The 11,660-nt window shown below is 72.6% G+C and carries 12 protein-coding genes; 4 read left to right on the top strand and 8 right to left on the bottom strand.

The genetic code is table 11. The features are described from left to right. Together AB0L75_RS43220 and AB0L75_RS43215 are read right to left on the bottom strand one after the other, a co-directional pair. On the bottom strand, window positions 1-517 hold a 517-nt coding region (locus AB0L75_RS43220; protein WP_365191785.1), incomplete at its 3' end, for a lipoprotein. A 107-nt stretch (window positions 518-624) separates the two neighbouring features. After that, entirely contained in the window at window positions 625-1,569 is a 945-nt protein-coding gene (locus AB0L75_RS43215; RefSeq protein WP_365191784.1) for a GNAT family N-acetyltransferase, read from the bottom strand. Between the two features lie 103 nt (window positions 1,570-1,672). Between AB0L75_RS43215 and AB0L75_RS43210 the strand changes: the two genes are divergently transcribed. After that, window positions 1,673-2,131 carry an NAD(P)H-dependent oxidoreductase gene (locus AB0L75_RS43210; RefSeq protein ID WP_365191783.1) on the top strand — a complete coding sequence of 153 codons (459 nt, stop codon included), beginning with the start codon at window positions 1,673-1,675 and terminating at the stop codon, window positions 2,129-2,131. A 264-nt stretch (window positions 2,132-2,395) separates the two neighbouring features. On the opposite strand, the gene AB0L75_RS43205 is transcribed toward AB0L75_RS43210, so the two are convergent. The 4 genes from AB0L75_RS43205 to AB0L75_RS43190 form a co-directional block, all read right to left on the bottom strand. Continuing rightward, window positions 2,396-2,947 carry a GNAT family N-acetyltransferase gene (locus AB0L75_RS43205; protein WP_365191782.1) on the bottom strand — a complete coding sequence of 184 codons (552 nt, stop codon included), beginning with the start codon at window positions 2,945-2,947 and terminating at the stop codon, window positions 2,396-2,398. An 83-nt stretch (window positions 2,948-3,030) separates the two neighbouring features. Beyond that, complete coding sequence (locus AB0L75_RS43200; RefSeq protein ID WP_365191781.1) at window positions 3,031-3,828, bottom strand: SAM-dependent methyltransferase; 798 nt, start codon at window positions 3,826-3,828, stop codon at window positions 3,031-3,033. A 65-nt stretch (window positions 3,829-3,893) separates the two neighbouring features. Continuing rightward, window positions 3,894-4,523, bottom strand: a complete 630-nt coding sequence (locus AB0L75_RS43195) for a GNAT family N-acetyltransferase (RefSeq protein WP_365191780.1) — start codon at window positions 4,521-4,523, stop codon at window positions 3,894-3,896. Window positions 4,524-5,013: 490 nt separating this feature from the next. Beyond that, the gene (locus tag AB0L75_RS43190) at window positions 5,014-5,622 is read right to left on the bottom strand and encodes an ATP-binding protein (RefSeq protein WP_365191779.1); all 609 of its coding nucleotides are present in this window, start codon (window positions 5,620-5,622) and stop codon (window positions 5,014-5,016) included. Between the two features lie 551 nt (window positions 5,623-6,173). On the opposite strand from AB0L75_RS43190, the gene AB0L75_RS43185 reads away from it, so the two are divergent. From AB0L75_RS43185 to AB0L75_RS43175, 3 genes are all read left to right on the top strand, one after another. Then, complete coding sequence (locus tag AB0L75_RS43185; RefSeq protein ID WP_365191778.1) at window positions 6,174-7,049, top strand: helix-turn-helix transcriptional regulator; 876 nt, start codon at window positions 6,174-6,176, stop codon at window positions 7,047-7,049. Window positions 7,050-7,102: 53 nt separating this feature from the next. Continuing rightward, window positions 7,103-7,918, top strand: coding sequence for an SAM-dependent methyltransferase (locus AB0L75_RS43180; RefSeq protein ID WP_365191777.1), 816 nt, complete (start codon window positions 7,103-7,105; stop codon window positions 7,916-7,918). Window positions 7,919-8,186: 268 nt separating this feature from the next. After that, on the top strand, window positions 8,187-8,705 hold the full coding sequence (locus AB0L75_RS43175) for a hypothetical protein (RefSeq protein WP_365191776.1): 519 nt from the start codon (window positions 8,187-8,189) through the stop codon (window positions 8,703-8,705). Between the two features lie 93 nt (window positions 8,706-8,798). Here AB0L75_RS43175 and AB0L75_RS43170 read toward each other — a convergent pair whose 3' ends face one another. Together AB0L75_RS43170 and AB0L75_RS43165 are read right to left on the bottom strand one after the other, a co-directional pair. Then, window positions 8,799-9,956: a PP2C family protein-serine/threonine phosphatase gene (locus AB0L75_RS43170; RefSeq protein ID WP_365191775.1), complete on the bottom strand. Its 1,158-nt coding sequence runs from the start codon at window positions 9,954-9,956 to the stop codon at window positions 8,799-8,801. Window positions 9,957-10,133: 177 nt separating this feature from the next. Further along, on the bottom strand, window positions 10,134-11,123 hold the full coding sequence (locus AB0L75_RS43165; RefSeq protein WP_365191774.1) for an aldo/keto reductase: 990 nt from the start codon (window positions 11,121-11,123) through the stop codon (window positions 10,134-10,136). Between the last annotated feature and the right edge of the window lie 537 nt (window positions 11,124-11,660).

The following is an 11,660-nucleotide window of genomic DNA, read 5'->3' as shown; positions in this document are numbered from 1 at the left end:
GGTACTCCACCTCGACGCCGTTCAGACCGCCACCGGTCCTGACGGAGTGGTACTTCTCCTTGCTGACGTTGTCCTCCGCGGCGACGAACTGCCGCAGCACACTGCCCGCGTCGGCCTTCCCGGGCTTGCCGGTCCACACCCGTATGAAGCCGATGTGGCCGGCCGGCTTGGCGTCGATCTCGCAGGCGGCGGTGACCGGACCCTGGCGCAGGAAGGCGGCGGCGAACGCCCCGCTCAGGTCGCCGCCGGAGCCCTTCGAGGACTTCGACAGCTCCGCCTCGGCATCGATCGCCTTGGCCTTCCAGTGCTTGGCGATGTCGAAGCGGACGGGCAGTTCACAGGCCGAACCGGCCGAGCCGATCGAACCACCGCTCGCCGTCGCCGTCCCCTTGGCTCTCGCTGCCCCCTTGGCGGTCGGCGAAGCGCTCGAGGCATGCTTCCCGTCACCGTCCGCCGATCCCGCGCACCCGCCGAGCACCGCCGCCAGTGCCACCGCCACAACCACTCTGCCCCGCACGGACCCCACCCCGACCTGCACTTCTTACTCCCCTCTTGTTCAAGGGCGTCACTGTAACCGAGGGCACTGACAGCGCCACACACCATTTCCGGGGCGGGCCGACCCGGTCAGTCTGTGGCGAGTGCCCTGCAGTAGACCGTGGAGCTGTGCCGGACCGTCATGCCGAGACGCTCGTACAGGGAGAGCGCGCCGGTGCCGGAGTGCGTCCACAGGGTGCAGGCCTGCCTGCCTCGGCGGTGGAAGGTGCGGAACGCCTCCCGCAGCAGCGTGCGGGCGAGGCCCCGGTCGCGGTGGTCGCGCCGTACCGCGACCCGCTCGACGTACCCTTCGTCGCGGCCCGGGGCGTCGAGCGACAGCACGGCCCCGACCATCTGGTCGCCGGCGAAGGCCACGGGTGATGCCGCCGGCAGGAACGTGGGGCGTTCGACGGTGCGCAGGGCCCATTCCGCGTAGTTCTTCCGCCGCGGCTGCCACTCGTCGAACGCGTCCTCGGTGAGCTGGTACGCGGCCTGTTCGTCGCCGTGCCGGAACGGGCGTACGGTGATGCCCGCCGGCGGACCGGGCACGTCCGGTTCCTGCGGCAGCGCGATCTCCAGCAGCCACTCGGTGACCAGCCGGGAGTAACCGCTGGTCCGTAGAAGCGCGGTCGCGGCGCGATCGGTGTCGGAGACCGTCTGCGCGAGCCGGTCGCCGCCCGCTCGCCGGGCCCGGGTCTCGGTCCAGAGGAGCAGGCCACTGCCGAGCCCCCGCCCCTGGTGGCCGGGGTGCACATGAACCCTCGCCCGCCGCCCCCGCACCCAGCCGTAGCCGGCCGGTCCGCCCGCGCCGTCGAGCACGAGCAGTGTGTCGGAGTGCGGCCGCAGTCCCGGCCGGGACAGCTCGGCGGCGAGCCGGTCGGCGCCGGTCATCTCACGGCCGTGCAGTGCGCGTTCGTACGCGGCGACCAGGTGGTGGATCGCGTCCACGTCGGCCGGGGTCACCGAGCGGCACCGGTAGCCGGCCGGCAGCCAGTCCGGGCGAAGGGCGGACGTGCGGACACCCGCACCGGTCACGGCGGCCCCTCCCGTCTTCTGCGTGCACAGCGTCTACCCCGCCGCGCCGCCTGCCACGCCCGGCGTTTGCGAGGCGCCGCGGGCGCACGGCAGGGTGCGGGGTGTGCCTACCTTGCTGATCGTCCATCACACCCCGTCGCCCAACTGCCAGGCGCTCTTCGAGGCCGTCGTCTCCGGCGCCACCACACCGGAGATCGAGGGCGTCCGTGTCGTGCGGCGGGCGGCCCTGTCCGCGACCGCCTCCGACGTCCTCGAAGCCGACGGCTACCTGCTCGGCACCCCGGCGAACCTCGGCTACATGTCCGGCGCGCTCAAGCATTTCTTCGACCAGATCTACTACCCCTGCCTGGACGAGACCCGGGGCCGGCCGTTCGGCTACTACGTCCACGGCGGCAACGACGTCACCGGCGCCGTCCGTGCCATCGAGGCCGTCACCACCGGCCTCGGCTGGCGCCGCGCCGCCGACGCGGTGACCGTCACCGGCGAGCCCGGCAAGGCCGACACGCAGGCGTGCTGGGAACTGGGCGCCACGGTCGCCGCGGGCCTGATGCCCGGCACCTGAGCGCCACACCGGCACGGGACCCGCACAGCCGGCGACGGCGCGGGAGCCGCACGCTCCCGACGCCCCGGCCAGGCAGGCGGCACGGCTCCGGTGGGGATCGTCGCCCCAGAAGGATGCTGGAGGGATGGAGATGAGGGCCCGGTGCCTCTGGCCGACGACGGGACCGGGCAGCATCCCGACCTTCGCCCAGGCGGAAGGCCCGGGCCTCGCCGCGGCGCACGCGGGGAAGACCCTGTTCGGCCGCCGCCCCTTCCGTGGCCGGACTCAGCGCACCCGTTCGGCCGCCGCCCGGGTGAGGTGGCGGCGAGGTGCGGAGGTGTCGCGGGCCCGACCCGAGCCGCTGCCGGTGGTCTCGGCGAGTGGCCGTACGAAGAGGCTGACGGTGGCCTCCTCGGCGAAGCCGTTGCGGCGCATCAGCTCGGCGGAGGCGGTGTTGCGCCGCTCCACGTCCGTGACCACGCACACCGCCCCGGCCGCCGCCAGCCGTGCACAGCACTCCTTCACCAGCCGGGACGCCACCCCGCGTCCCTGATAGGCGGGGTCGACGGCGATCCACTCCAGATAGCCCCAGTCGGCGCGCTGCTCGAAGGAGAGCGAACCGAGCACGAACCCGGCCACCCGGTCGCCGTCGAGCATCACCAGACAGGCGGAGTCCGGTGCGTCCAGATGCCCGGCGACGGCCGACAGCGACCAGCCGGTGTAGGGCATGGCGTCGGTGTCGTACACCCGGTGGCCGAGGTCGAGGACGGCGGCCAGGTGGTCGAAGCCGAGGGGCTGGAGCCTCAGCTCCTCGGGGGCGGGCGGGGCGTCGGCCATGGGGCACTCCCTTCGGGGCGGCATTTCGCAGCATATGTCCGCCCCTGGTGTCCGGCGCGGCCGACGGTGCCGGGCCTGCCGTATCAGGGCTTGCGGGCCACCCCGACGTACACCGGCTGCTCCCGCACGACCCGCATCCCCGGCTCGGGATGCCAGGCCGTGGCAGGTACGACGCCCGGGTCGCACAGCTCCAGCCCGTCGAAGAACCGGGTCACCTCGGCGTGCGTGCGCGCCTGCACCGGGGTGCCTCCGGCGCGGTAGACCGCCACGATCCGCTCCCTGACCTCCGGGTCGAACTCGCCGCTGCCGTGGGACAGCACGAGGTGGCTGCCGGAGGGCAGGGGGTCCAGCAGCGTGCGGACGACGCCGTACGGGTCCTGGTCGTCGGTGACGAACGGCAGCAGCGCGATCAGGGACAGGCCGACGGGCCGGGTGAGGTCCAGGTGCTCGCGGGCGTACGCCACGATCCGCTCCGGTTCGCGGACGTCGGCGTGCAGATAGGTGGTACGGCCCTCGGGTGTTCCGTGCAGCAGGGCTTCGGCGTGCCGCAGCACGATCGGGTCGTTGTCGGCGTACACCACCCGGGCGCTCGGGGTGACCGCCTGCACGATCTGGTGCAGGTTCGGCTCGGTGGGAATACCGGTGCCCACGTCCAGGAACTGGTCGACGCCCTGGCGGGCGACGAAGCGGGCGGCCCGGTGCATGAACTCGCGGTTGGCCCAGGCGGTTTCCTTGACGCCGGGGAAGAGTTCCAGCACCTTGCTCGCGGCTTCGGCGTCGACCGGGTAGTGGTCCTTGCCGTCCAGGAACCAGTCGTACATCCGGGCGGAGTGCGGCTTGCCGGTGCCGATCCGCTCCGCGCTGAATCCGGTGTCTGTCACGTCGGCTCTCCGTGGGGGGTGGGTGGATGGCTCTCGGCGCCGGCCGGGCGCCGGAGCGGCGGTGGTCAGCGGCAGCGGGAGGCCGCCGTACTGTCGTGGCGGTGCCAGACGGCCTCGACCACACGGCCGTCGGGCAGGGTGTGCCGGGGCGGCCCCTCGTCCGGTACGAAGCCGGCGTGGGCCAGGGCTCGCCGGCTCGCGGTGTTCCCGGGCTCCGCGCCCGCCCGGACCGTGGCCAGTCCGGCGTGGGTGTGCGCGAGTGCCACGCCCGCGCGGAACAGCTCCGCGCCCAGACCCTGGCCACGGCAGGCCGGGGCCAGCCAGCCGCCCATCTCGGCCGTGCGGTGCTCCAGTTCGAGGGCGCCGGCATAGCCGAGGTCGGACCTGCGCACACAGACCAGGAGCAACGGGTCGTCCGGTCCGGGCACATACGGCTGGGCCAGCCTCCGGGGTACCCGGCGGCCGTCGTCACCGGCCGGCCGCCAGGCGAGCAGTGCCCTGCGGATGCCGGGGTCGGGCAGCACCTCGTCGGCCTGGGTGCCGAGCCAGTGCTGTGCCTCGGCGTCGGCGCAGGCGGCGAGCGCGGCCACCAGGTCCAGCCGGGTGCGGGGCGTGAACAGCAACAGCCGTTCGGTGGCCAGGACATGCCGGCCGTCCGCGGGCCGGCACCGCCCGGGCACGGGCAGCCTGGACACGGACCGCCTGCGGCGGATCGGCGACCAGACCACCATGCACACCCCCGACCGGAACAGCCCGCGCGGCGGACACGGAGCCCGCACGCACCCCGATGCACCGCCGGATGCGGTGGACCCGCACCGGCGGCGAATCTACCGGGGTTCGGGGCGGATGGGGTGTGGGCGGAGGTGGTTTCGGGCCGAATGGGGGCGGGGCGGGGGCGAGCCGCGGTGCGGGTGGAGCCGAGGGCGCGGCCGGGGTGCGGGCAAGGGTGCCTGGGGGCCGGAGCGGACCGTGCCCGGAGACCGGGGGAGTGCCGTGGCGAGCGGGGCGCTCGGGGTCAGCCGTCCTGTTCCTGGGAGCCGGGCCTGGGGCGGGTGCGGGTCCAGGACGGGTCGGCGGCCGGTGCGGGGAGGGGGGTGGGAACGGTGTGGTGCATGGGGATCCTTCGGACGAGTGGGGGATGGTCCGTGTGTGGCGGTGTCGGTGGGGGTGGGTCGGCGCGTGGGGTCAGTCGTGGCCGGACGACGACAGCTCCGCCCAGACGACTCGGGCGGGCCGGCCCGGTATCGGCGTCACGTCCCAGTCGCGGCTCAGCGCGTTGACGAGGAACAGTCCGCGTCCGTGCTGGTCATCGGGTCCGGCGCGGCGGACCGCCGGCAGCGCGGGGCCGCCTTCCTGGTCCTCGACCTCGATCCGTATCCGGTCCGCCGTGTCGTGCAGCCGGCAGACGATCCGGTCACCGGCCGTGTGCACGAGGGCGTTCGTGACCAGCTCCGAGGTCACCAGGACCGCGTCGTGCCGGGCGGCTTCCGGCACGCCCCAGGCGGTCAGCAGGTCCCGGACGACACGGCGGGCCGCGCCGACGGCCGTCGGCCGGGCGGGCAGGTCGAAGGCGGCGGAGCGAGGCGGCGGAGCCCCGGAGGCGAGCCGGTCGGGGCCGACGGGCCCAGGGAGTCGACCGAGGCGCTCGCCTCCGGGTGGTCTGGGGACACCGGCCGTACCCGGCGGTCGGTGCGGATGCTCCGCGCTGTCCGGGACCGGGTGGATCCGGGGTGTGCCGGCCAGGTCCCGGTGCGGCCGGTCCGCCTCGGCGGGATCCTGCTGACGCTGTGTCACGGGTTCCGGCGCCCGGTGTTTCGCTGAGTCAGGCGCCCGGTCCTTTGCGGCGTCCGGCATCCGGTGTTTCAGGGAGTCCGGTGTCCGCTGCTCGGCGGAGTCCGGTGTCCGGTCCAGGTCGTCGTTCGTTGACAGGCCGTGGTCCTGGCGGGGTACCCCGGGCAGGCGCAACGGGCCGGCGGTCAGGGGTGGTTCCTCGGGGGGTCGGTGAAGCGGTGGGGGGAGGGAGGGCGGAGCCATCGCCGTGCGCCTTTCGTCCGGCCTCACGTGGGGGGCGTCGGTTCCGGGCCGACCGCCGGCGCAGCAGACGACACACCGCCTGCGACGCGGCCGTGGAGCGGCCCGATCTCCCCCAACCCGGCCGCGCCGCCTGCTCCTTGGTCGGCCGGAGCAGTACGTCCACTGTGGCATCTGCCGACAACGCTCCGCAACCGGCAAGTTGAAATTTGCAAGTGGCCAAGTGCATGCTGCTTCGGCCAGAACGTGATCGAATGGGACGGCAAGCGACCGTGTGCGACCGTGGCCCTGGGTGACCGGTGAGGGGGGTGGGTGTGACCGCGGAGACCGACTGGGGCGGCGCCCCCTCCGTCCTGCGCATGATCCTCGGCCGGCAATTGGAAGAGCTGCGGACCCGGGCCGGCCTGAGCTACGACGAGGCGGGTGCCGCCATCGGCGTCAGCCACTCCACGATCCGCCGCATGGAGGCCGCCAAGGTGGCCCGGCTGCGGCTCGCGGACGCCGAGAAACTGCTCCAGGTCTACGGCGTCAGCGACCGGCACGAGATCGACACCTTTCTCCAGTCCGTGCGGGAGGCCAACAAGCGCGGCTGGTGGCACACCTACCGCGATGTGATGCCCGACTGGTTCGCCGCCTATCTCAGCCTGGAACAGGCCGCGTTGCAGATCCGCGCGTACGAGAACCAGTTCGTGCACGGCCTGCTGCAGACCGAGGACTACGCCCGCGCCCTGCTGGGCGCCGAGAGTCCGCACGCCTCCGCCGAGGCCACCGAACGCCGGGTCGCGCTGCGCATGCGCCGCCAGCAGCTGCTGGCCCGCGAGGCGCCGCCCAGGCTGTGGGTGGTGATGGACGAGACCGTGCTGCGCTGGCAGGTCGGCGGACCGCGGGTGATGCGGGCCCAGATCGACCATCTCATCGAGGTCAACCGGCTGCCCCGGGTGACCCTGCAGCTCATGCCGTTCGCGCACGGCCCGCACCCGGCGATGCGGGCGGGCGCCTACCACCTCTTCCGGTTCCAGGCCCGCGAACTGCCCGACATCGTCTACCTCAACGGCCTGGTCGGGGCCGTCTACCTCGACAAGGCCGAAGACGTCGTGGTGTACCGGGAGGCGATGGACCGGCTCGGCGCACAGGCCGCGCCCGCCAGGAAGACGGAGTCCCTGCTCGGCGCGATCCGCAAGGAGCTGTGACGCACGTGTTCGTACGCAAGCCCCCGCCCCCGACCCGAATGGGAGACACGGCGTTGCCCGACAACGGATGGCCGGCCGACCGGATCGACACCGAGAACGCCCACTCGGCCCGCATCTACGACTACATCCTCGGCGGCAAGGACTACTACCCCGCCGACCAGGAGGCGGGCGACGCCATGGCCCGGGAGTGGCCCGCGCTCCCGGTCCATATGCGCGCCAACCGCGACTGGATGAACCGCGCCGTGCGCTGGCTCGCCGAGGACGCGGGCATGCGCCAGTTCCTGGACATCGGCACGGGCATCCCGACCTCGCCGAACCTGCACGAGATAGCCCAGGCCGTGGCCCCCGGGTCCCGGGTCGTCTACGTCGACAACGACCCGATCGTCCTCACCCTGTCCCAGGGCCTGCTGGCCAGTGCGCCCGAGGGCCGTACGTCCTACATCGAGGCCGACTTCCGCGACCCGGCGGCCATCCTGGACGCGCCCGAGCTGCGCGAGACCCTGGACCTGGACCGGCCGGTCGCGCTCACGGTCATCGCCATCGTCCACTTCATGCTCGACGCGGACGACGCGGTCGGTGTCGTACGGCGGCTGCTGGAGCCACTGCCGTCCGGCAGCTATCTGGCGATGTCCATCGGTACCGCCGAGTTCGCACCCGAGGAGGTCGGGCGGGTCGCCCGCGAGTACGCGGCCCGCAACATGCCGATGCGGCTGCGCACCCTCGACGAGGCCCACGAGTTCTTCGAGGGCCTTGAGCTGGTCGAGCCGGGCATCGTCCAGGTGCACAAGTGGCACCCCGACGGCAGCGGCGAACAGGGCATCCGCGACGAGGACATCGCGATGTACGGCGCGGTCGCCCGCAAGCCCTGACCGACGACCGCCAGGCCCGGACAGACCAGGGGCCGGGGTCCGCACCCACCTCCCGGACCCCGGCCCCGCCCCTTGCCCGAGGCGGAATGACCGAAAGGGCGCCAAAACCCGTCCGGAATTCGGCCCAACCTTCCGGCTGCCTCATGTTCCGGGAATTGCGTGGAAAAAAGGCAGAGAGAAGCGGAACCGGTGCGAGGGAAATGAGGTCTTACGGTCCGTCGACGGCCGGGATCAGACCGGTCGTAACGAAACCGGGGGAATGACAGGTATGTCCGTTCGCAGTCGTCAGACCGTCCGCAGCCGCAAGACCCTGATCACCACCGTGGCCCTCGCCGGCGGACTCACCCTGGCCGCCGTGACGCCCGCCCTCGCCGGGACCGTCGCGAACCACACCACCCGTGCCGCCGCCGTGTCCTCCGCACAGGGCGACCCGCGCAACGCCACCCAGCACGTGGCCGACTTCTACGGCGCCTACATCGACGCCGTCTGGGCCACCGACGACAAGTCCGCCGGCGACGCCGCCAAGGCGCTGCGGGCCTTCTACCTCTCCGCCGCCGCCCAGAAGAAAGTCGCCGCCTTCGAGAAGAAGGAGCACGCCGACGGCATTCTCTTCGCGCAGAACGTGCCGGTGAAGTGGAAGGTGACCTACACCGGCTCCGGCGCCGGCCACGCCACCAGCCGCGTCACGCTCACCTGGGGCGACGGGCCGCACGCCGAGGTGAGCAGGATCGATGTCCAGTCCAGCCTGAAGACCCTGAAGATCACCGACCTCGAGTCGGTCCGCTGACCGGGGGCGTGTGTCCCGCCCCGCCCCACTCGGGTCGGGGCTCACGCCTGCCGTGGAGTTGAGCGGCCGCCGCGCCCGCCCGCGCGGTCGTCCTCACCCGTGCCGGAGGGTGTCCGGGGCGGCGGCGGCCCGGCCGTGGTGGTGGCGGCGCCGCTCGACGGCCGTGCGGTGCAGTGCGATGAGCGCGGCGTCGTCGCCCAGCCTGCCCCCGGCATGGGCGAGCAGATCGCGCCGCACATGGTGCATCAGCGCCTCGGGGCTGTCGTCGGTCCAGTGCATGGCCCGCTCGGTGAGCGGATAGAACCGGCCACGGGCGTCTCTCGCCTCCACCACGCCGTCGGTGTAGAGCAGCAGCGTGTCGCCGGGCTCGAAGGAGAACACGTCCAGTGTGTGCTCGGTGGGAGCGTGCACCCCGAGCGGCGGTGACGGGTGCAGGCTCGGCACGGTGACGGCGTGGCCGGGGCTCAGCAGCAGCGGTGGCGGATGGCCGCAGCTGGTCATCCGGGTGACCGGATCCCGGTCCGGGATCTCCACCAGCAGTGCGGTGGCGAACCGCTCGCCCGCCTCCTCCGGCGGGTCCAGGTCCGCCGCGTAACGGGTGACGCTCTGCTCCAGCAGGGCGGCCAGCTCCGCGAGCGAGATGTGCCGGTGCGCGGTCTCCCGGAACGCGCCGAGCAGCAGCGCGGCCTCGCCGATGGCGGACAGGCCCTTGCCGCGCACATCGCCGATCAGCACGCGCACCGCGCTCTCGCACCGGGTCGCCGCGTACAGGTCGCCGCCGATCTGTGCCTCGTCCTCGGCGGCCAGATACAGCGAGGCGATCCGCAGCGGGCCGATCTGTTCGGGCAGCGGCCACATCAGCACGTGCTGCGCGGCCTCGGCGACCGTGCGGACCTGGGCCAGCTGGGCCTGCCGGCGCTCCCGCAGGGCGCTGTAGACGACCAACAGCGCCGACAGCACGGCGAGGGTGATGATCTGCACGATGTGGTTCGTGGTGCCGAGCCCGCCATGGGTGACCCCGATGAGGATCTGGGCGGCCAGGGCGAGCGCCCCGATGGCCGCCGTGGTCCGGGGACCGGCGATGGAGGGCGTGAGCGCGGGCGCGATCACCAGGGCCGGGCCGAGGTGGACGCTGTAGGGGGCCTGCATGTCCACGACCGTGATCACCACGATGAGCACGATCGGGAGCAGGAGCAGCGCGTGCGTCGACTGCCACGGCTGCCGCGGGACCGCCCAGAGCCGGGGTCTCATTCCTACAGCGTGCTCCCGGGCCGGACACGCCGCACGTCAGCGCGCGGCTGCCCGGTCGTCGACCGCATCGGCGGGCCGCCAGCAGCGGTCGCGGACGGCACCGCATCCCATGGCACCCCACATCGCGCTCTCCGTCGGCTGTGCCCTCCGCCGTACGCCCGCCCGGCCCCCCGTTCCTCAGCGGTTGACCGCGCGCATGCCCGCCTCGTCGTACCGCTCGCCCGACACCCGGGGCAGCTCGGCGTCGATGCGGGCCAGGTCCTCCTTGGTCAGCTCGATGCCGGCCGAGGCGGCGTTCTGCTCCAGGTAGGTGCGCCGCTTGGTGCCCGGGATCGGCACCAGGTCCTCGCCCTGGGCCAGCACCCAGGCGATGGCCAGCTGGGCCGGCGTCACGTCCTTCTCGGCGGCGATCTCCTTCACCTTCGCCGCGAGCCGCAGGTTCGCCTCCAGGTTGGCATCCGTGAAGCGCGGGTTGTTGCGGCGGAAGTCGTTCTCGTCCAGCTCGTCCGGGGAGCTGAAGCGGCCCGCGAGGAAGCCGCGCCCGAGCGGGGAGTACGGCACGAAGCCGATGCCCAGCTCCCGGCAGGCGGGCAGCACCTCGGCCTCCACGTCCCGCGTCCACAGCGAGTACTCGCTCTGCACGGCGGTGACCGGGTGCACGGCGTGCGCCCGCCGGATGGTCTGTGCGCTCGCCTCGCTCAGCCCGATGTGGCGCACCTTGCCCTGCTCGACCAGTTCGGCCAGCGCACCGACCGTCTCCTCGATGGGCACGTTCGGGTCGACCCGGTGCTGGTAGTACAGGTCGATGTGGTCGGTGCCCAGACGCTTCAGCGAGCCGTGGACCGAGCTGCGCACATGCTCGGCCGAGCCGTCCTGCCGGCCCACCGTGCTCATGTCGCCCGGAACGGCGTCGTCCATCCGGTAGTTGAACTTGGTTGCGATCACATACTCGTCGCGGTGCCCCCGGATCGCCTCGCCGACCAGCGACTCGTTGGTCAGCGGGCCGTACACCTGGGCCGTGTCGAGGAAGTTGATTCCGAGTTCCAGGGCCCGCCGGATGGTCGCGATGCCCTCCTCCTGGTCGGCGGAGCCGTAGAAGGCGGACATCCCCATGCATCCGAGGCCGATGGCCGATACCTGGAGGTCCCGCAGACTGCGCTTCTGCATGTGGTGTCCCAGCCTTTCCTGCACACTCGATCGTCGTTCGTACGGCACGAGGCCGGACGTCTGCGACGCTACGAGTTGGAGCGCTCTCCAAGTCAAGGCGCGCTGCTCCGGATGGCGCAGAAAGGGGTCTCCGGCAGAGGTGTACCGGAGCCTGTAGGTGAGGACGGATCCGAGGGGGTCGAGGTTGCCTCCCGGCCTCGGATTTGACCGACACGCAGCTGTGGGTCTTCCCACACCCGTGTGCTTCCGCAATGGATCTTGACGCCCGCCTCTCGGCTCGCTGAACTGTCACCGATCGGGCCTCACCGCCACAGAGGCCCACACCGGGGGAGGGACCGGGCGCATGACCGTGGACAGGAGCGCCGGCTGAGGGGGGCCGCCGCGCCCCGAACAGGGGTGGGTCGCCGGAGCAAGATCCGCACATCTATACGATGGCGGCTGAAACGGGTGGATGACCAATAAAAACGCCCCGCGGCCGGAATTCCGGAAGCGGGGTGAAGGGGGCGATGGACATGTCGGCGGAGCCGAAGGCGATGG

The sequence above is a fragment of the Streptomyces sp. NPDC052101 genome, assembly GCF_040680235.1.
Lineage (GTDB): Bacteria > Actinomycetota > Actinomycetes > Streptomycetales > Streptomycetaceae > Streptomyces.
Note: the sequence above shows the minus strand (reverse complement) of the source record. Positions and strands in the feature narration are given on the sequence as shown.